Annotated in this window: 23 protein-coding genes; 4 read left to right on the forward strand and 19 right to left on the reverse strand. The window is 48.1% G+C overall.

Annotated elements, in window-relative coordinates; genetic code table 11:
- Window positions 1-15 precede the first annotated feature (15 nt).
- Window positions 16-789 (forward strand): (2Fe-2S)-binding protein, encoded by a 774-nt coding sequence (locus H70357_RS21595; RefSeq protein WP_038593965.1) that lies wholly within the window; start codon window positions 16-18, stop codon window positions 787-789.
- A gap of 9 nt (window positions 790-798) precedes the next feature.
- On the opposite strand, the gene H70357_RS21600 is transcribed toward H70357_RS21595, so the two are convergent.
- From H70357_RS21600 to H70357_RS21620, 5 genes are all read right to left on the reverse strand, one after another.
- Window positions 799-1,194, reverse strand: a complete 396-nt coding sequence (locus tag H70357_RS21600) for a hypothetical protein (RefSeq protein WP_038593968.1) — start codon at window positions 1,192-1,194, stop codon at window positions 799-801.
- 48 nt (window positions 1,195-1,242) lie between these two features.
- Window positions 1,243-2,145: a sensor histidine kinase gene (locus tag H70357_RS21605; RefSeq protein ID WP_038593971.1), complete on the reverse strand. Its 903-nt coding sequence runs from the start codon at window positions 2,143-2,145 to the stop codon at window positions 1,243-1,245.
- 25 nt (window positions 2,146-2,170) lie between these two features.
- Window positions 2,171-2,908, reverse strand: a complete 738-nt coding sequence (locus H70357_RS21610; RefSeq protein WP_038593974.1) for an ABC transporter permease — start codon at window positions 2,906-2,908, stop codon at window positions 2,171-2,173.
- Between the two features lie 98 nt (window positions 2,909-3,006).
- A complete protein-coding gene (locus H70357_RS21615; RefSeq protein WP_052092170.1) occupies window positions 3,007-3,825 on the reverse strand; it encodes an ABC transporter ATP-binding protein in 819 nt (272 codons plus the stop codon).
- Window positions 3,826-3,921: 96 nt separating this feature from the next.
- A complete protein-coding gene (locus H70357_RS21620) occupies window positions 3,922-4,614 on the reverse strand; it encodes a response regulator transcription factor (protein ID WP_038593976.1) in 693 nt (230 codons plus the stop codon).
- Between the two features lie 135 nt (window positions 4,615-4,749).
- Here H70357_RS21620 and H70357_RS21625 point away from each other — a divergent pair, with 135 nt between their 5' ends.
- The 3 genes from H70357_RS21625 to H70357_RS21635 all read left to right on the forward strand — a co-directional run bounded on the left by H70357_RS21625 (window position 4,750) and on the right by H70357_RS21635 (window position 6,614).
- The gene (locus H70357_RS21625; protein ID WP_038593978.1) at window positions 4,750-5,304 is read left to right on the forward strand and encodes an SMI1/KNR4 family protein; all 555 of its coding nucleotides are present in this window, start codon (window positions 4,750-4,752) and stop codon (window positions 5,302-5,304) included.
- Between the two features lie 132 nt (window positions 5,305-5,436).
- Window positions 5,437-5,778: a transposase gene (locus tag H70357_RS37180; RefSeq protein WP_038586069.1), complete on the forward strand. Its 342-nt coding sequence runs from the start codon at window positions 5,437-5,439 to the stop codon at window positions 5,776-5,778.
- Window positions 5,661-6,614, forward strand: a complete 954-nt coding sequence (locus H70357_RS21635) for an IS3 family transposase (RefSeq protein ID WP_442950466.1) — start codon at window positions 5,661-5,663, stop codon at window positions 6,612-6,614. Before H70357_RS37180 ends, H70357_RS21635 begins: the two co-directional genes overlap by 118 nt.
- 90 nt (window positions 6,615-6,704) lie before the next feature.
- Here the strand turns inward: H70357_RS21635 and H70357_RS21640 are convergent, their stop codons facing one another.
- From H70357_RS21640 to H70357_RS21705, 14 genes are all read right to left on the reverse strand, one after another.
- A complete protein-coding gene (locus H70357_RS21640; protein WP_038593981.1) occupies window positions 6,705-7,130 on the reverse strand; it encodes a GNAT family N-acetyltransferase in 426 nt (141 codons plus the stop codon).
- Window positions 7,131-7,145: 15 nt separating this feature from the next.
- The gene (locus H70357_RS21645; protein WP_038593984.1) at window positions 7,146-7,904 is read right to left on the reverse strand and encodes an amino acid ABC transporter ATP-binding protein; all 759 of its coding nucleotides are present in this window, start codon (window positions 7,902-7,904) and stop codon (window positions 7,146-7,148) included.
- Complete coding sequence (locus tag H70357_RS21650; RefSeq protein ID WP_038593986.1) at window positions 7,897-8,637, reverse strand: amino acid ABC transporter permease; 741 nt, start codon at window positions 8,635-8,637, stop codon at window positions 7,897-7,899. The genes H70357_RS21645 and H70357_RS21650 overlap by 8 nt, the downstream gene beginning before the upstream one ends.
- 11 nt (window positions 8,638-8,648) lie before the next feature.
- A complete protein-coding gene (locus H70357_RS21655) occupies window positions 8,649-9,512 on the reverse strand; it encodes a transporter substrate-binding domain-containing protein (RefSeq protein ID WP_179091799.1) in 864 nt (287 codons plus the stop codon).
- Between the two features lie 38 nt (window positions 9,513-9,550).
- Window positions 9,551-10,561: a glutathione S-transferase C-terminal domain-containing protein gene (locus H70357_RS21660; RefSeq protein WP_038593992.1), complete on the reverse strand. Its 1,011-nt coding sequence runs from the start codon at window positions 10,559-10,561 to the stop codon at window positions 9,551-9,553.
- Window positions 10,562-10,581: 20 nt separating this feature from the next.
- Window positions 10,582-11,553, reverse strand: a complete 972-nt coding sequence (locus tag H70357_RS21665) for a glutathione S-transferase family protein (RefSeq protein WP_038593995.1) — start codon at window positions 11,551-11,553, stop codon at window positions 10,582-10,584.
- A gap of 22 nt (window positions 11,554-11,575) precedes the next feature.
- Window positions 11,576-12,550, reverse strand: coding sequence for a glutathione S-transferase family protein (locus tag H70357_RS21670; protein WP_038593998.1), 975 nt, complete (start codon window positions 12,548-12,550; stop codon window positions 11,576-11,578).
- A 16-nt stretch (window positions 12,551-12,566) separates the two neighbouring features.
- Complete coding sequence (locus H70357_RS21675; RefSeq protein ID WP_038594002.1) at window positions 12,567-13,001, reverse strand: GNAT family N-acetyltransferase; 435 nt, start codon at window positions 12,999-13,001, stop codon at window positions 12,567-12,569.
- Window positions 13,002-13,170: 169 nt separating this feature from the next.
- Complete coding sequence (locus H70357_RS21680; protein WP_038594005.1) at window positions 13,171-13,635, reverse strand: hypothetical protein; 465 nt, start codon at window positions 13,633-13,635, stop codon at window positions 13,171-13,173.
- A 4-nt stretch (window positions 13,636-13,639) separates the two neighbouring features.
- On the reverse strand, window positions 13,640-13,906 hold the full coding sequence (locus tag H70357_RS21685; RefSeq protein ID WP_052092171.1) for a zinc ribbon domain-containing protein: 267 nt from the start codon (window positions 13,904-13,906) through the stop codon (window positions 13,640-13,642).
- Between the two features lie 240 nt (window positions 13,907-14,146).
- Window positions 14,147-16,393, reverse strand: a complete 2,247-nt coding sequence (locus tag H70357_RS21690; RefSeq protein ID WP_038594008.1) for a helix-turn-helix domain-containing protein — start codon at window positions 16,391-16,393, stop codon at window positions 14,147-14,149.
- Between the two features lie 62 nt (window positions 16,394-16,455).
- The gene (locus tag H70357_RS21695; protein ID WP_038594011.1) at window positions 16,456-17,634 is read right to left on the reverse strand and encodes an MFS transporter; all 1,179 of its coding nucleotides are present in this window, start codon (window positions 17,632-17,634) and stop codon (window positions 16,456-16,458) included.
- Window positions 17,635-17,648: 14 nt separating this feature from the next.
- Window positions 17,649-18,635 carry an ROK family protein gene (locus tag H70357_RS21700; protein WP_038594014.1) on the reverse strand — a complete coding sequence of 329 codons (987 nt, stop codon included), beginning with the start codon at window positions 18,633-18,635 and terminating at the stop codon, window positions 17,649-17,651.
- 86 nt (window positions 18,636-18,721) lie between these two features.
- Window positions 18,722-20,422: a DUF8769 domain-containing protein gene (locus H70357_RS21705; protein WP_038594017.1), complete on the reverse strand. Its 1,701-nt coding sequence runs from the start codon at window positions 20,420-20,422 to the stop codon at window positions 18,722-18,724.
- Window positions 20,423-20,435 lie beyond the last annotated feature (13 nt).

Consider the following 20,435-nt stretch of genomic DNA (forward strand, 5'->3'; position numbering starts at 1 on the left):
CAGGTGGTGGAGCGGATGGACTTTAAGCAATTGGAAGACAAGTATTTCCTGACCCTGCATGAGCCTTGCAATACCATACTTGCTATGTCAGCATATGATTTACTCCAAGCAGGACATACGTTACTCCTGCTCGATACTTACGGTCCTTATATCAAGTCAAGAGAACGCTCGACCACTGCCGTTTTTTTCTGTACCTGGCTTGGTGAGCTGTGTGCTGCTATGCAGCACATGTTGTTTTACGGCGAAGAAACCATATTGGAATTGTCATTACGGAATATATCTGTACAATTGTATGATGCAGACACCCAGTACCCTTTGTTTTCATTTAAGATAAACGAAATAAGGCGTATTGAAATTCCGGCTGTAGACCGGGAAGCGTGGAGTATGAAGGTACTCCATTCCTTTTACAACGATCTTGTTAGACCGCTAATCGAAATTTTGTCTGCAGTGGCTCAAATAAACGTCATGCAGTTATGGGGGCAAATCACCAATACGTTGTACTCTCGAATGGAAGAGGAACTTGCCGGAGCTTCGTCCGTGGAAAGCAGGCTTCAAATCAGTAATCATTATAATATCCTGAAGCAGGGTATCGATCCCAAAGCCTTCGGGCTTCGCAGTAATCCGTTTGATGTGAAGTTGCGGTACATTGAAGACCCGGCTCAAAGCAAACAGAGACTCTTGCTTAAGACAGCCTGCTGCCTTGCTTATCGCTTGGATACCGGGTTCGGATATTGCGATACTTGTCCGCGATTGAATGCAAAGGATCGGGCAGCAAGGTTCCCATCCTGATGTTGCCCTTCACCCTTCCACTAACCCATAAAATCTCAAATCTCCGTCTTTAGTTTCCGCGATGAATATATCGCTCCGTTCCTTGACGCTGTAGATCTTTGTCCCAATGGATAATTGATTGGCCGTGCCATTCTTAAATTCCTTGCCATCTCCGGACTGTTCAATAATTTCCGTTACATACTGATCTTTATGAAGTTCTAATTCATCCACCCATGGAATCCCAGAGTTATAAATGATATCCGAGAACATAAAGATATTCGCATTGGAATTGTCAGACAGAACATCTTCCGCAGTTGGATTGGATGTACTCCATTCCCGGCTGACTGAACTTTTGTTGGAATTACAACCAGCTATAACAAACATGAAAATGATAGTGACCCATAGAATTGCAATCCGTTTGTTCATTTTGTCCTCCCCTGAGCTGCTAAAGTATTGGGTGCGGCTCCCTTTCTGTCATTCTCCAAACGTAAGAACCAATTGAAACTCCCCATCCGCAAGTGCGGCGCCAAGGCTCCCCCCCTGCTTCTCTACCAGTTGTTTCACGATGGATAAGCCGAGGCCCAATTGGCCGCTTGCTCTGGAGTGATCACTGGTATAGGTTCGCTCGAACAGCTTGGGAAGATCCTGTTCGTGGATATGATCGGTGTCATTCGCGAAAATAATCATTACTTTGTGATCCTCTGTAAATAAAGAAATCGTAAGCCGGTTTTTGGCATACCTAAGCACGTTCTGCAGCACATTGGAGAAAATTCGGATCATGGCTTTCTCATCCAGCCAGATCGTCCGCACCGCTTCATCCAAGTTCAGCTGAACTTCAATGTTCTTCTGCACAAGGTCCGTATGGAACGCGAGAATTACTTCGCTCAACAAGCTGTACAGATAGAGGGGCTGCATATCCATAGGATAGTCCCCGGACTCCAGACTGGACAATTCATAGAACGACTCCACGATGTTGTTCATCACCGTCATTTTATGCAGAATAATGTCCAGGTACTCCTGCCGCTCCGCTATTGGGATTGCCGGGTCCTTCAGCAGATTGGCGTAGCCTTGCATTGAAGTAAGAGGTGTCCGCAAATCGTGAGAAATGTTGGCGATTTCCTGCTTGATTGCAAGCTCTCTCGATTGATGGGTCACTTGTTCTTTCCTGCGCTGATCGAGCTGCCGGTTAATGGCAACCACCAGCTGCTCCATTTCACGTCCCGGCAAAGGCAGCTTCACGTTCAGGTGCTGCGTGGGAGGATGGTCTACTTCTGCCAGTTGTTTTCGTACTTGCATAATGCTCCGCCGCTGCAGTATATAGGGAATAAGAAACAAAGCAGCCGTTAAGGCAGCAGGTATGACTAGAGCTAGATGCATGTTCCTTATCCCCTCCTGGACCTAGTCAGAACTCTTCTTTCTTGAACAGATATAGCCCTAGCGTATAAAAGACCAGCGTATAGACCGCCCCGACTGCCCACGGTTCCCAGGCTGCATAGCCCATCTCTTCATAGGCATTGAGCAAATAATAAGCGGGTCCATGACTATGCAGCCACCCTGCCCATGTAAATCTGCCTTGGAGGTAACCCAGAATATAATGTGGCAGGAAATAGATGAGCAGGTAGGCGATGAGCAGCTGTGCATTTTTCTTCATGATGGCAGCAAGACAGTAGTAGGTTGTGATTCCTGCAATCATGAGGGGCAGCATGTTAAGCAGCATCCTCGTATATTCCGTGAGTGCGTGATCAACATTGCGAACCAACAGGGTAGTTCCCAGAAGCAGGGACACTCCCACCAGTACAAGAGCGAACAAGAAGAACCCGGCCATTGTAATCAGCAGTTTGGCTGTATAGATGGTTTGCCTGCTGTAGCCATAAGCTACCGTATTCTTAAGCACATTCTTATTGTCGCCCATAACGATCAGCGGAAAGATGAAGAGCAATACGAACACAACCGGCATCATGCTTAGGACATTGCGGTAGAAGAATCGTTCATTTCCGTAGGGGAAATTAGGCTCTGACTGCTGAAAGGCATACAGGGTGACAGCCGCGCCAACCATTAGCAGGATATAAAGCAAACCAGATAAATAATAGTTTCGGGTCCGGACGAAACGATACTGCTCGCTTTTCATCAGATTAAGCATCACGTTCACCTCCCAGCAGACTCAGGTAGTATTCTTCCAGGTCTCCTCCCGTGACATTTATCGAAAATACACCGATACCCTGACTATAGAGTACCCGGTTAATTTGATCGGTCTTGTCCATACCGCCGAACAAGCTGAATATGATGATCCGGCAGGATTCGATAAGGGATGTCCGGGAAGTGCTTTTCCAGAATCGTGGCGGCTTTGCCGCTGTCATTCACAACCAGCTCGACGGTTTTTCTGGTTTTGTTCAGCAGTTCCTCTGCCGTCAGCTGCTCAACAATCCGTCCCTGATCCATGAAAACATACCGGGTAGCTACGCTCTGTAATTCAGATAACACATGACTTGAGATTAGAATTGTCACCTTTTTTTCCTCATTCAAGGTCTGAATAAGCTGACGGATCTCCACCTTCCCTTCCAGATCCAAACCGTTAGTCGGTTCATCCAGAAGCAGGAATGTCGGATGAGTCATCAGGGCAAGCGCCAGTCCCAGCCGCTGCTTCATTCCGAGGGAAAACGCCTTAAATTTCTTCTTCCCGGTAGTAAGAAGCCTCACTTCCTTAAGGGCTTGATCGATAGAGGTTTTGCCTGCGATGCCCCGCTGCTGGCGGTAATATTCCAGGTTCTGCCTGGCCGTAAAGTCCGGGAAAAATGCAGGCTCTTCAATGAGCGCACCCATCTTCCTGCGTTCCTGCCTAACCTCGGCAGCTTCACTTTTTCCATACAAAGTGATTTTGCCAGCCGTCGGAAAGACCTGTTCGGTAATACATTTGAATAAGGTAGTTTTACCAGCGCCATTTTTACCAATTACTGCGCAAATATCACCTGCAGCAATGTTCAGGTGGATATTCTGGAGTGCGTGTGATTCCCGGTAGGTTTTACTTAGCCCCTCAATCTCCAGTATACAATGCATCATCGTAATGACTCCCTTGCAATTTGATAATTCAATTGTATCCAGGTCACCCTTAATAAGCTTTAAGCAAAACCTTAAGAAACCTTAAAGAAGTTAAGACTACACTATTTTGAACCCGATACCCCAAACTGTGCGGATATATTCCTCTTCGGTAACCGCGGCGATTTTGGCCCGCAGGTTGCTGATATGTACATTAATGGTGTTGTCGTCTCCAAGATACGTCCCTTGCCAAATATTCCGGTAGATCTCACTTTTCGAGAAAATCTTATCAGGCTTGGACAGAAGCAGTGCCAGAATTTCGAATTCGTATTTGGTTAAAGTCAGCAATTCGCTGCTCAAGGTGACCTCACGCTGCTGCTTGTCCATGATCAGTTCACGTATACGGATAATTTCTTCGCCAGGATTCACCGCATGCACATACTGTAGACGTCGAAGCTGTGCCTCCACTCTAGCCATAACTTCTTCCTGATCAAAGGGCTTGGTAATATAATCATCCGCACCTAAACGAAGCAGCCCCACCTTGTCCTCCAGTGTACTTTTTGCAGAAATGACAATGATCGGAACCGTGGATTGTTCCCGGATTTGCGGAATCAACGTTTCTCCAGGCATTCCCGGCAGCATCAAGTCCATCAGCACCAGCTGGTAGGCTTCAAGCGACAGCCGAAGCGACGCTTCACTTCCCGAAAATGCAGAGACGGCAGTAAGTCCTTCGCCCGTAAGCATGCGGCACAGCAGGCGATTGATATCGGCATCATCTTCTATTACGAGTACTTTGATGTTTGAGTCATCCACTTAGGTTACCTCCAGCTACAATTATGGCCAATTCCAGTTCATTCTCTGGAAACGTAATTTGCATTGGCTCTACTACTCTATTAATCTTAACGTATTGTGACATCATCCGGTAGACCGGACAAGGGGGAATCGTTCATGGAATGGGACAACGTATTCGGAATCAGTTATCAGAAGCAGCCTGGCCTAACGGAAGCAGAGCTGGAGCAATTTATGCAGAGCTGGCACAAACCGCTGACGGAGCCAGAAATCGACGAAATCATCAGCCGGCAGCGCAATCCCTTCCCGGTTGCCCATCCGCTGCATGCGCAGTACGCTCCGTTTGACCCCGGCTTATGGTCCATCCCGCACAAAGCGCTGCCTGCAAGTTATCTGGACTTTCTGTGTTATTCCAATGGCGGGGAGTTTGTGAACGGGGAACGCTACTTTCAGTTTTTTAGCGCGGCTGAATTAAGACCCATGCTTCTGGCCTATGAGTTTCCGCAGTATATGCCGGGAGCGCTGCCCTTTGCCATGGACGGGAACGGCAATCATTACATTTGGGATATGCGCATGGAAAGGGATGCTCTGGAATATCCGATTCTTGTAGCCCATTCCGGCAACCTCGGCTACGAGGATTCCATTGTTATTGCGGGATCGTTCCCGGAGTTATGCCACGGAACTACTTCAGTGGACGATGAGCTGCACGGGTAGGGCCTGCTGGAGGAAGAAATAATAAGCCTGAAATCGTCCCAGCGCTATGGTATTATCCCCTTCAAGTAGACACTCGTAAAAAACCTCCTGTGTTAACATGAGGAAATGAGTGAACTTGGAGGGGGTTTTTGTATGGCGAAAAAGGGACAAGTATTTCAATCGTACTCAGAGGAATTCAAGGTAGAGGCTATTCAAACCTATCTTAAAGGAGTAGAGAGCTACAAGGTAGTCGCAGAAAGGTTGGGGATTGCGAGTTGTACCCAGCTTAAAGTATGGGTAAAGAAATATCGGATTGGAGAGCCATTTGATACACGTAAGGGTACAACAAACCCTTTGAAAGGACGTCCTCGTACTACATTTGCCAGTATCGAAGAAGAACGAGATTACTTGAAGGCACAGGTGGATTACTTAAAAAAGCGGTATCCAAATCTGTTAACGGAGCGAAGTTCGGGCTACAAGACAAATACGCCGTAATCGAAGAGCTACGTGACCAGCATGGCGTTACCCGCCTATTAGCTATTGCAGGTGTATCTCGAGCAAACTACTACAAGTGGCGAGGTACACAGGCTCAGCGGATTGAAGCCCATGCGCAGGAGCACGCAATTAAAGAGCATATGGTGGCCGTTCACTTAGCCCATCCCTATTTTGGATATCCTCGAATGCGAACAGCCCTGTGGGAGGCCGGCTACCTCGTCAACCACAAGAAGGTGTGGCGGCTCATGAAAGAACTGTCGATCCAGTCGGTCATTCGAAAGAAAAGGAATCGCTCGAGCTATGCTCCTTCCGTGGTCTATCCTAACCGATTAAAGCGCCAGTTTCATGCGACAGCTCCTCAACAGAAGCTGGTAACCGACATTACGTATATCTCAGACGGCACGCGCTTTTATTATCTGTCCGCCATTCAGGACCTGTTTAACAATGAAATTGTGGCCTGGCAGATCTCAGAGCGAAACGACGTAAAACTCGTCCTGGATACAGTTGAACAGTGGACACGAAAAAGAGACGTGTCTGAAGCCGTACTCCATTCGGACCAAGGCTTCCAATACACGTCTCAGGCGTACAACACACGATTAGAGGCATTCAGCGTCAAGGGCAGCCACTCTCGCAAAGCAACCTGCCTAGATAACGCCTGCATCGAATCCTTCTTTTCGCATCTGAAGACAGAAAAGTTGTACCTTCACCAGTTTAAGTCAGAAGCAGAGATTCATCAAGCCGTCGAGGAGTATATCTACTTTTATAATTACCAACGTTTCCAGGCGAAACTCAAACAGCGCGCGCCGATCGAGTATCGGCACGCGCTGGCTGCTTAGCTTTTTTTCATCTGTCTTCTTGACAGGGGTATGACCACTATGCTAAGACGACTTCAGGCTATACTTACAGCTTCTGTCTGCAACTATTTATCAAATAAAATCCATCTTGATCAGCTGCTCAATATGGGAGGGATGATACATCGCCATGCCCGTCTTCATTCTTCGAAACCCTTGTTCCTCGTACCAGGAAACCGTATTCGGATGGGTATACAGCACGACGTTGCAGCCTGCTGTTTCTTCCAGAATCGCAGCAATGATTTGCTTGCCCAAGCCTCTATGATGATAGGCTTCATCCACTGCAATGTTATACACTGCCGCTTGCGAAATGCCGTCAGACAACGCTCTGCCACAGCCGATAACCTTGCCGCCAGCCAATAAAAATACATTGACAGCACTGTTCTCAAAGGCGGTTTGTGTCTGCGCGGGTGTGAAATCCGTTAAGCCAAAACCATTCAACAACCCGGTTACCTGGGTCCAATCGATATTTCCTCTATCTTTTTGAAAAGTATAGGTCATCTTAAATCCCTCTTCTTAAATCGCAAATTCCGGTTCCTGATCACGGTAGTAATTGGCGAGAAACTGCTTGGTTCTGTCGGATTTCGGATGTGAAAATACTTCCTCCGGCGTTCCGTCCTCCACGATGACACCTTGATCCAGAAATAGCACTCTTGTAGCTACTTTGCGTACAAAGTTCATCTCATGTGACACCAGCAGCATCGTGTTGCCTTCTTCCGCCGCCTTTTTGATCGTGTCCAGCACTTCGCCGACCAGCTCCGGATCGAGTGCGGAGGTTGGCTCGTCAAACAGCAGGATTTTGGGCATCATCGCGAGCGCCCGGGCAATCGCTACCCGCTGCTGCTGCCCGCCGGATAATTGCTTGGTATAATGATGCACCCGGTCAGAGAGTCCAACTTTGGCAAGATGTTGTTCGGCGATTTTCCGTGCTTCCTCTTTGGGAACCTTCTTCACAACTGTTAATCCTTCCATGACATTTTCAAGCGCCGTCTTTTGGCGGAAAAGATTAAACTGCTGGAATACCATTGCCGTACTTTTTCTAAGCTCAATCACATCTTTTTTGGATTTCTTAGCCATATCCACCTTGAGATCATCGATCTTAATCGTACCTTCATCCGGTACCTCCAGAAGATTAATGGATCTTAACAACGTAGATTTCCCTGCGCCTGAAGAACCAATTACTGCAACGACGTCTCCTTTGGCAATCGTTAAGTTAATGTGATCGAGGACGATACTTTTATGAAATGATTTGGTGAGTCCGTTAATCTCAATCAAGGATCACATCTCCTTTTCTGCGCCGCAGGCTCTTGTAGTCGATGTCCAGACGTTTCTCGAGCAGCGCAATCGCCTGTTCAATCAGGATCGTCATTGCCCAATAAATTAAAGCCAGCGAGCAATAGGATTCAAAGAACCGGAGATTGTTCCCGGCGAGTATCCGCGATTGGGCCGTGATCTCAACGACCGAGCAGACGAACGCCAGAGAAGTGCCTTTCATCAGTCCAATCAGGGCATTGCCTAACGTGGGAATGGCAACGATAAAAGCCTCCGGAATAATGATCCGTCTCAGCACCTGTCCATAAGTCATGCCTAGCGATTGTGCGGCTTCAGTCTGTCCTTTATCCACAGACAATAAGGCCGCCCGGATAATCTCAGAGTTGTACGCAGCTTCATTTAACGATAAGGCAAGCAGTACATAAAATATAGAAGAAATCGAATTCACATTGTAGCTTGTATCATGATAGTAATTGTAATATTTCAGAATCAGCGGAATTCCTGCGTACGATAAATATAACTGAATGAGGATCGGTGTCCCGCGGATGAACGAGATGAACACCACACTAATTTGATACAGTACGGGTATTCTTTTAATCTTGATAATGGCCAGCAGGAGCCCCAGAAGAAGCCCTACCAGCATGGATATAAGCGTCAGTTCAATCGTCACAGGCAAATATTTAAGCAGCTTCGGAATCAGCGTAAATACGAGCTCAATATCAAATATATTCGGCATGGGTACGTCCTTTATTGAAGCTCTGGTGCAAAATCGCCATTTAAGTATTTTTCGCTGATTTTGGAGATGGTGCCGTCCTTGATCAAAGCTTGGATGCGGCTGTTTACATCCTTCGTCAATTGTTCGCTGTTCTTGCCTTTACTGAGTATCAGGTAGCTGTAAGGAACGCCAATCCGGTCCGTATCTTCCTGTGACAACGGGATGGCTTTCAGCTTCAGGCCAAATTCCTTAATATACAGCTGCAGCATCGCTGCATCAATTAAGTTGAAATCATCTGCGCCGCTCTCCACATTTTGCAGGGTTACGGCAAGCTCAGTGTCTGTGTAGTTCAGAACGACCGGCGTTTTCGCGTGTTCCTTGTTGTATTTCTCCAGAGCGACGGTATAATTCACACTTGGGCTTACGGAGGTCTTCTTGCCTTCCAGATCCGCAAAGGATTTAATATCGTCCCGATCTTCTGCTACGGCGATCACAAACTGATTTTTAAAGATCGGGTCCGAATAAATGTATTTTTCTTTTCGCTCCGCATTGCTGGCAAAATTGTTGGCGCCAATCTGATAGCGGTCCGAGTCCAGTCCGGCAAAGATCGAAGGGAACTCGGTTTTCTCAATATTAATCTCGTATTGGGGCAATCCTTCAAAGATAGCTTTCACGATCTGAATATCGTAACCGTCAATCTCATTATCATCATTTACATATGAGAAAGGTTTCGGCGCACCGCCTGTAGCTATATTGATTGTCGTTTTTTCCTTGTTAGCAGCATTTGCGCCTGCAGCATTCGCCGAAGAGTTATCTTTTCCGTTGCCGCAGCCGGCCACTCCGGCTAATAATACGATTGACGCCAAACCGAGTCCTAATTTTCTCCATGTTGTCATCTTCATTTCCCCCTATATTTCAACCTTATTAATATGCTTTATTTTTGTGCTCTGAATTTATTCTGCGGATCAGCACTTTTGTCTTGTCTGTTCTGCGGTTCTGACCACAGCCCGTCAAAATCAATCTCATTCCAAAACCGTGTATTATAATCAATAAAGATGGTTTCCTTGTTGCCATTCGATTTAGCCAAGTCCCGCAAATACGTATTGTTCTTAAAGGCCGGAATTTGATATAAATCACGGGCATATCCCCATATATTCTTGAAATCGACAATCCGGTTCCGGATCGGGCCAAGGTTCTTGAAATAGTAGGTATCAAAACGGGCCAAGGTTACAAATAAGCGGACATCTGAATCTGTAACATAGTCCCCGAATAAAAATCGTCTGGACTCTAGTCTCTCCTCGATAGCATCAAACGCCGCATACAGGTGATTGAAAGCATCGTTATAGGCTTCCAGTGATTGCGCGAACATGGCCTTATACACGCCGTTATTGACATTATCGAACAAGTAATCGTTGTACTTATCAATTTCTGTTCTTAATTCTGCAGGATACAAATCCGGCGCACCTTCTTTGTGGAAGGGGGCAAATTCATTCTCCAAGTAATTCGTCAGCCAGACGTAATCGTTATTCACAACTTTTTGGGTTGTAATGTCAATTACCGCGGGAACTGTAGGTCTTCCTTTATATTCGGGATCACCGTTTGCGTATAATGTACTTAGGAACTGCTCACCTAATACGGGGTCGGTATTATTGTCATCGTAGACAAATTCCCACCCGAGATTCACTTCATGTTTTCCGTGTCCCACCAGATTAATGCTGATCACGTCTTCTAAACCGAGTAATTCTCTTACGATTGAGGCACGGTTGGACCAATGGCAGCCTTTCGCCCAGATCAGACGGTAACGCCCGGCTTCAACAGGCAGCTTGCCTTCTCCCTCTCCAAAAGGGGTAGTGAAGTGGTTTTTCTGACGGACAAAAAATCCTTTGTCGTCGATTTCATGCTCCGTTTCCTTCGGTCTTACGCGTACATTCGTTTTTTGGGTCATTTACTTTCCCTCACCATCTATTATTTATTATTTTGCTGCTCAAACTTTTGGGCTCTCCCGTGCTCCGTATGCCAGCCGGCCAAATCTGGTCCTTTGGGCAGGATTTTGGAGAATGTGCGGTTAGGGTCATTGGTGATGGATAAATGATAATGCTTTTTAATGGCTTCAAAATCAGTGGTGTCGCCAAAGCCGGGAGTTTGGTATAAATCCCGGGCATATCCCCATAAGTTCGGAAACTCAACCAGACGATTGCGGTTTACTCTGAAAGCTGTGTTGTAAGCAATATCAAACCGGGCCAGCGTTACATACAAGCGGACATCTGCATCGGTTAATTGATTGCCGAATAAATATCGCTGCGCCGCCAGCCGCACCTCCAGCTCATCCAGCAACTGAAATACACCGTCAAATGCCTGCTCGTAGGCTTCCTGAGAACGGGCAAACCCCGCTTTATATACCCCATTATTGATGCCGTGGAAAATACGTTCGTTCAGCTCACGAATCTCCGGCTGCAGCACTTCCGGGAATAACTCCGGTGCACCCTCTTTATGAAGTGGTTTCCAGGCGGTCTCCAAGTAGTAAGTCAATTCATGGTAGTCGTTATTGACCACCTTCTTGGAGGCAATATCGACTACAGCCGGAACCGTAGGTCTGCCTGTGTATTCAAGATCACTATTGAAATACACTTCACTGATATAGTGAATTCCCAAGACCGGGTCCACATTCTCTTCATCCAGTGTAAATGCCCAGTCCACCCGATCTATGATTGGCCGCAGCGGGTCCGCAGTGCCAACACTTATGGCATTTTCGAGTCCAAGCAGCTTCCTCACAATAATGGAACGGTGCGCCCAAGGGCAGACTGGAGCCCACAATATCCGGTAACGGCCCGCTTCTACAGGGAGTTCCCCTTCACCGCTGCCAAACGGAGCCGTGAATTGGTTGCCCTGCCGTTTAAAGGCGCCTGTTTGTTCAATTTCCGCAAGCTTGCTTGTCATCCACGTTTCCCTCCTCTTTCGCTTATTGAAATCTGTTTCGGTCATGGGATTCATTCCAAATCGACACATCAGGACCTTTGGCCAGAATTTGATATGGATTTTCCGCATGATTTCCATGCTGATAACCTCTTTTTATCGCTTCAAAATCTGTGGTGTCCCCGAAGCCCGGTGTCTGATACAAATCCTTGGCATAATTCCAAAGGTTCGGGAAGTCAACGATCCGGTTGCGGTTCGTCCGGAACACAGAGTAATAAGCCACATCAAACCGCGCCAGCGTCACATAGAGCCGGACATCTGCGTCGGTAATTTGATCTCCCAACAAGTACCGCCGGGTTGAAAGTCTTTCTTCCAATTGATCCAGTCTGGCAAACAGGACATCATACGCTTGTTCATAAGCCTGCTGGGATTTGGCAAAGCCAGCTTTGTATACCCCGTTGTTCACTTCATGAAAAAGAATGTCATTCAGCGCATCAATGTCGCTTCTTAATGCTTCCGGATATAGATCAGGCGCCCCCGCTTTATGAAATGGCTTAAAGGCGGTTTCGAAGTAATTGGTTAATCTGAAGTAATCATTATTGACTACCTTTCTCGTAGTTACATCCACTACAGCAGGCACCGTTGCTCTGCCGCTGTATTCCGGATCGGTCTCCGCATAAATTTCAGGCAAGTAACGGATGCCCAGCAGTGGATCAACGCCGCCTTCATCCAATGAGAATTCCCAGCCGTTCTCCGTTCGTACAGGACTCGCAGTCCCCAGGCTAATGACCTCCTGCAAGCCCAGCAATTCACGTACAATTACAGCGCGATGCGCCCAGGGGCAAATTCTTGCCCACAGCAAGCGATAACGTCCTGCCTCAGCGGGCAGTTCGCCCGGCCCCTCGCCAAAAGGAGTAGTAAAGCGGTTTTTCTGGCGGTTAAAGGCCCCATCCTTGGTAATTTCATTGGCATCCTCGTGGTTCACTATATGTGTATCGAGGATTGTATTTTCTTGGGCCATAATCTCCTTCCTCTCTTCAACTGATTTCTTTTTCTGTATACACAATGGGAATCGCGGACTTTATGATGATTTCTGGCTTTGCGATATAGCCTAAGCTCTCATAGAAACCTACCGCTTGTTGTTGACTTGTAATCACAATCTTGTGAATGCCAAGTTCTCTGATCCAGTTCTCCGCAGCATCTATGAGAATCCGGCCATACCCCTTGTTCTGAAATTCCGGAATAACCCCTACCCTTTCAATCTTGGCATACTCTTCATGGGTTAAATTAATGCGCGCTGTGGCAACTGCAGTTTGGTTCTCCTCCAGCAAGAGATAACAGTACCTCTCCCCATACACTTCATCGAACTCTAATTCTTTGGGAATCCCCTGGCCGTTCACAAAGGTTCGAGTTCTTACTTCATAAACACCTGCTAATTGCCAGACAGAATCCACCCTGTAAATTTCCGTCATCTCTCTCCCCCTTGAAATACACTTATCATATCCATGTAAGTTAATTGAAATAATACTACTATAATTCCTATCTACTAACTGTGATTATTATCATTATTAAAAACAGAACGCAAAAAGCACTAACGCGGGTTAGTGCCTTTGTAAGCTCTTATGTACCTTGTATTCAAGCTTATAGCCATCTCTTAAAGCTTTTATGGAATACTTCAATCTGGTGCTGTTCTGCCCATGCCTTCAGCGCTTTCATCCCCTGGTCTTCTTTTTCGGCAAAGGAGAAACAGGACTTATACGGTACAAAAACATTTCCATTCGGTTTAATTCCGACCACAGGCTTGAAATACCCTTTAATATACACAGCTTTGGTTTTCTCGGCTTCAATCGTCAAATCTTTTAAGATAATTGCACCAGGTATCAGCTCGATATTCATAATCTGCCTGGCTGTGAAAAGCCGTTGCAGCAAAACCCCTATGATGGTAAGACAGAAGATGCTCCAAACATACGCGAAATAAAGTGAAAAGCTCCCTTCTTCCGATAAATAGAGCATTGAAAAGATCGCAATTCCTATCGACACACATAGCGATATAGTCATCATAAGCTCCGCAGGACGTCTGCCTTTGTATACCTCTACCGGGTCCATACCTTCACCTCATTCTTTTAATATCCTTGTTAAACCAATGAATATAACCACAACGGTGACAAGTTAAGGTGTTCGCGGAACGGTTGGCAAAATCAAGGTTCAAAAAACTTAAGAAAGCTGTATTCAGCTGCGCGTATCCATGCTCGAATTTATCATATTGGCAATGAACACAAGTGACATAAATTCCATTGGCCTGATAATAACCGGGACCTGTTGATTCCTTAATATTCTTGGCAAACAGCTTAAAGAACCTTTTCGCCTCATTTGGCATAGCAGTTATCCTCCATTTAAATATAGCTTTATATATACATACGCTTCCGTTATTTGGGAAGTTTCGATTACTTGCCTCATATAAGTAAATCATAACCAGCTGAAGAGCAAGCCTAAGAGTTCATTTTCCCCGAGAAAATATTAAGTCCATGCAAAAGAGGGTCTCCAGCCATTTCTGGCTTGGAACCCCTCTTTTGCTAAAACTCAAACCCTTTTTTAAAATTTTCCAAGTTCAATCTATCTAGTTGCTGCTCTCCTGCGCTCCCGGCTTCATCCGATGTTTGCGGTAATCGCCCGGTGTGACACCGACAACCCTTTTGAACACCCGTCCAAAGGTAATGGAGCTGGTATAGCCGAGCTTTTGGGCAATATCCTGTAAATTATCACTTGTTGTCGCGAGCAAATATTCCGCCCGCTGCATCCGGAGCTGCGTCAGGAAGTCTACGAATTTCATATTAAATTCTTCCTTGAACAGGTGACTGGCATATTTGCCCGAGATTTGAAACCGGTCGCTCAGATGCTTAAGAGATAAATCTGGATTCTCAAAATTCTCCTCAATATATATCTTCATTTCGCTGATCATCGCCCGGTAGCTTTTGGATTCATTCACAGACACATAAATCCGGTATATTTCAGCGAGCCACTTCAGCATAACGGTGTGAACCTGCGTCAGAGTGGTCTGTGCCTCAATTTCACTATAATATCCCTGCAGGCTGGGTTCTCCGAAAATTCTGCGTAGGCTGTCCGACAGTTGACCCAGCTCACGGTCCAGCATTTGAATCAGCGTGTGCAGCAGCATATGGATATCTTCATCCTTGATCTGATCCTCGCTGAACCAGACAAACAGCTCATCCACCCGCCGCCGCCAGTTCTCATCTGCAATCCGGAATTCCCGCACGATTTCGCCCAGCATCTGCAAATACTTGTACGATTGCAGCGTCGACCGGTCCGGAAGGCTGTCACTCAGCACGACCATATCTCTGCCGAGTGACAACTTATGCTGCAGGGCTGTCTCCGCCACCGTGCAGGATTTTGAAATAGCATCCAATCCATCTACAACCGGTCCCACAGCGAACGTCAGCGACAGCCCCAAGTTATCACTAACCCATCTCAGACATCTTTCTGCCAGTATTCTAAGCATGTTTTTGTCCGCACTCAAATCCTCGCCGCAGCCGATCATCAGCCCGATCCGGTTGCCGCTCACCCATTCTGCCCAACCCTGCAAGCCTTCATCGCCCGCAAGCTCCTGGAACAGATTCATGAGCGTCAGTTTGAGCATATTCTGCTCCTTAGCCGGATATTTCTGGCGAAAATCATCGTATTGATTAATTTCAGCGGCAATATAGGCGAATTGCACGGCCCCTACGGCGAAGGGTTTAAACCGCTCCAGCTTGTCCTCCAGGAAAGCGACGCGTTCGCCTTCGATTAAATCCAAAAAAAGCTGACGCCGCTGCACCAGCAGGTTCTCATCATGCTGCTTTTGATAGTCCATCGTTTGATTAATCAGCGTTTCCAGCGCCTGATCAATCAGCACAAGCTCATTCCGTGAAGTGCTGTCGAGACTTTCCTCCCGGAACTGCAGCGCTTGAATCCGGTTCATCATTGCTTTGATCGGCCGGTAGTTTTTGCGGGTGATATACAGAATATAGAGTGTTCCCAGAACAACGGTCAGAACACCGATGATAATCCAGAGGTAAGAAACAACGGACATCCAGGCGAAAAGCTCGCCTGCGCGGATTCCGCTCTCAAAGGTCCAGCCTACATTGTCGGAACGGATTCGGGTAAGCACACTGCCCTCCGGAATATCATTCTCCCGATGAGCGGCATAGATTAAGTCCCCCTGATCATCCACCACCCGCATGAAGGATACCTGGCCGCCCGTCATATCATCAATCATACGTTCGATCCGGTACATGCTCAGGTTCACAACAATCATACCTTCCGCCCCGAATGGCAGCGGCAGCTGCCTGGACATACTGATGACCTGCACCGTTTGGTCGGAGTTGAAGAGCCGGAGGGGACGGACATCGCTCCAGTTCCGTTCATTGCTGCCCTTCAAAGCCTGATTCAAATAATCACGGTCTGCAAAAACATCCCTGTCCACCAGACCGTTCAGGGTCAGCACTTTTTCGTCCCATTTACGATAGATATAGATGGAGTCGATCAGTTGGTTGCGGTAAAGAACTCCCCTCATGTCTTTCACGGAACTGTACAGGCGGGTACGGTCACCTTCGTCGCTCAGCCCGCTCAGAAAATCGCTGTAGCCGTGGTTGGTCTCCATCTCCTGAAGCACGGATAGCTCCACCTCACTTAAAGCATTCTGCAAGGTGTCCACTACATATCCAGTAGAGATCCGGTTGGCCTTATTGGTTTCGCTGCGTGAAAGTTCACCTACAATCAGAAAGGAAAGAAAGATCAGGATCGACACGGTCAGCAAAAAGATCGGGAAATAGGAGAACATCATTCTGCTCGACCAGTTCCGCTTCATATGTACTCCCCGCCCCTCTTGAATGGAATCCGAGAAATGCCGCCTGATGTCTTACATAAAACTCAAGATGACAATTTCGATTTTCGGTTTATCCAATATAACATGCCTGCGCCGATAAGTGCACTAACCGTACAAGCCAAATACATCATCTGCGCGCCTCCGGAATAAAACAAATAGCCGTTCAACAGATTCCCGACGATTCCCCCAAGACCTGAAAATACCATATTGAACACACTTTGACCTGTCGCCTGCATTTTTTTGCCGGAGGCCTGGGCCACATATTCAACAGCCGCAACATAGAACAGCCCGAAGGATAAACCGTGCAGTACTTGGATGCCAACCATGACCGCCGGTACAGGGAACAGCCACTGAATGCCCCAGCGCAGCGCGTAGAAAAATGCAGCCAGCAGCAGGGTGCGTTCATGGCCGATGCTCCTGAGAATTCTGGCCGCGAGCAGCATGGAAGGAATGTTCGTCAACGAGGCGAGCAATAACGCAGTGCCGACCAGAGAATAGCTGCCTCCGGCATCTTGAAAGGCCAGGACAAAAAATGAATTATACGCGGTAAGCGTCTGGTTTACAAAAAAGCAGGCCACCAGAAACATCAGAAACAGACGGTTCCCCAGCAGCTCCCTGATCCCTTGCGTAAGTGAAATCGCAGAAGCATTCCTTTCGGTACTGCGTGACAATGTCAGAACCGTAGCCGCCCCCGCAAGACTTAAAGCAAGAAACGGCATCCATAGCTGGGATATCCCGAATCTCGACAGATAGAGTCCGCCGGCATAACCGCCCAGCGCCGTACCCAGACTGCCCAGGCTGCGGATCGTCCCATAGGAGGTACGGCCTTTTTGTGCTGCGGAAACCGCATAGGAGTCGGCGACCGGGCTTTGTGTAGACTGAAAGATAATGGACAGGAAATAGGCCATAATAATCACCGCAACATATTTGAATCCGTAGAAAAAGGACAGGCTAGCCGGTACGCATATACTGAGCAGCAGCACCAGCTTCGTCTGGCGGTACCGGTCAACCAAAAGGCCCCAAACCGGCTGTACGATGATAGAGAGAAGGGTGCCAATTGACATTAGCACACCGACAAGATTGGCTCCGATACCCTGGTGTACAAACAGGGTGGTCAAATAAGGATTAAACAGACCGCCAGCCAGTCCGGTCAACAAATATAATAAGCGGAGCTTAAGCAGTTCCGTTCTGGCTTCCAATGGTATTATCGCCGTATTCTCCATGGTGCATTCTTCCTTTACCACAAGATATTTGCAGCGGCTGCTACCGCTCCAACCGCACCAGCCGTGTTGCCCAGCTTTGCCGCTTCCAGGTCAACCGGATACGGCAGATAGGCATTTACCCGGTTGCGAATTTCATTCATATAATAATCACCGGAAGCAGCAACACCGCCTCCAAGTACGACAAGCTGCGGATTCAGCAGCACCACAGCGCTGGCAATCCCTGCCGCCAGATGCTCCAGCGGCTTGTCCATGATCTCCAGAGCGGCGTAATCCCCCTCCGCCGCTGCTTGCAGCACATGCCGGGTTTCTATCTCCTCCGGCTTGCCCCCGGCAAGCGCCAGAATCCGTGAAGCAGTCAGGGACGCAGAATCGGCAAAGCGGGCTCTGGCCAGTGCCGTGATGCCGCTGCCTGACGCAACAGCTTCGAGCGGCCCGAAGTCAGCTCCTGAAGCGGAGCCCCTGCTGCGGGCAAGCCCGACATCAACAACCATATACCCGGCTTCACCCGCTGCATTATCCGCTCCTTTATAGAGCTGGCCATTCAACAGCATCGCACTTCCGATGCCTGTACCGACCGTCACCATCAGCACATGTTTTTTTCCCGCAGCGGCACCTTTCCAGCATTCGCCAAGCAGTGCCAGATTAACATCGTTGTCCAGATACAGCCGCCCTTCATAATAACGGCGGATAACCGGCCGGATATCCGCCACCGGCCAGGGCAGAGCCGGAGCCTGGCTCAACCGGCCTTCTGTGTCACCGATCACCCCCGGGAATCCAATACCGATCCCTTCCAACTGCTTCAGGGTTAGCGAAATCCCTTGCAGCAGATGCTTCAGTTCAACAAACAGCCAGTCAAAAAAAAGCTCGGGCGAGCCATGGGCAGCTGTGCTTCTGCGCTCCAGCAAGAGAATATCGCCGTTTGCACCCGTAATGCAGAACATAGTCTTCGTACCGCCAACATCAATCCCCGCCTGATAACCGGTCAATTCCTGTGCTGCCATTCACTTCGCCCCCCTTTTCTTATCCATTTAGAAAAAAGATAGACCCCGCCATTTGCTTGAGGTCTATCTGCGCAGGCCTTCCTCTATCAAGAAACCGGGTCGATCCCAAGCGTAAAGCTCATGCTCTGTTTCCCTGCTGCCGGATGGTACACATAAACAATCTCCAGAAGCTTCTCCTGCTCATGCCGTATCACGGATGGCTCCGGTGCTTCAGCAGCCACCTTGCAGGACAAACCCGGGAATGTCCAGTGCTGAGGGGTAATTTGGGCAGCGGATAATCCGGAGCCGCTAATTTCAAATACCACCTCAATCTCAAGCTCCGTTTCCAGCCGGACCTCAACCGCCAGCAGATCCTTTTCCACTGCCGCTTCAAAGGTCATCCCACGCAAATGGGAGTTCCAGCTTTTGCCCTTCTCCCTGCGGATTAGACGCAGATAATAAGGGACTCCGTCCGGAGTTTTCCAGTGAATGGTTGCCGGATGCATCTGCCCGTTCGTATTGCGGCTTCCCGACATCGCGCCGATCATCCGGTTCTGCTCAATCCATGCCGATGCAGTACAAAGATTGCGGTTCTCGTCAGGCTTGTCTCTTTCGCAGAGCTCACGGAACTGCTTCTCCACTCTGCGGTCTCCCCCATGCACCATAAACTGCGACATCAGCTCCGCAGGGATGTCTGCACCAACCAATGCGATGAGCGGATCATGGCTCGTCTCACAGTTGACCCCGGCTAAATGTTCATATCCTTCTCCCAGTGCCAGGTACAGAAAGACACCGATAGAGCTGTGGCCTGTCATCTCCATTTCATAGGCACGGGAGAACGGACCGGACAGATTCTCCAGAACCGGATTATAGAATAACGCAATATTCTCCCAAAGTCCCCGCTCAAGGGTATGGCCTATTGTCTTGAATGTCATTGAACGTCCATAGACTCTCCACATTCCCAGCACTGTAAGATCCACACCGTAATAGGTAGTTGTATTGAATTCCGCAAAGGACCCGAACTCCTCAAAAGCAGCCAGGAACTCCACCGCTTCCCTGTCGCCATGGGCTATCCATGCTGTATTCTCCAAACGGTATCCATAGTAATGAACAATAAATATATGCATCAGCTCAATATTGGAATTCATTGGTATCGCATCAGATAAACGCCTGTCGATTGAAGTTGAGACCGCTATGCGCATAGATTCATCCATTCGCTGAACCAGTCCGCCAGGCAGTACATTTGCAAATTGATCCAGGATTACTGCAAAAGTGCTGGCAATAAACTCCCGCCAATTGGGATCATAACTCTTCCACACCGGAGGGATAACGTCATCCACCGAGGCTTGCAGGCACTTTCTAATCGCCCGATCATCCAGTCCCGGCAGCGCCTGACCCGCTTCCCGGGAAAGATTCAGGCTAAGCTGCTTTCCGATCTTCTCTGTAGTCTCACTCAGGAAAAAGGCAAAGCCGGGTGCGAATGTCTTCCACGCATAATTGCCTGCAGGAGGCAGAGCCGCCTGGGGTGAAACGCGGAACGTGCCGTGATAGATCTCATCCGGGCAATTAAACTGTAAATCCATCACCCGGTCCAGCAAGCTGCAGGCCCGCTGGACATCACCGGTGCCGCTTCTGAGAAGCAGCCCAAGCGCATAGTGGGCACTGCTGCGTGTATTATGCTGGTCATTCTGTTCTTCATCTCTGAGCAGCCCCATCCCTTCGTCATAGAGCGAATCCATCAGCGTCATGGACTGAAGCAGCAGGTGGCGCTGTCTATCCGTAAACCTCTCCATCATTGTCCGCGTCATTATTCCTCCTCCT

This window comes from Paenibacillus sp. FSL H7-0357, assembly GCF_000758525.1.
GTDB lineage: Bacteria > Bacillota > Bacilli > Paenibacillales > Paenibacillaceae > Paenibacillus_AQ.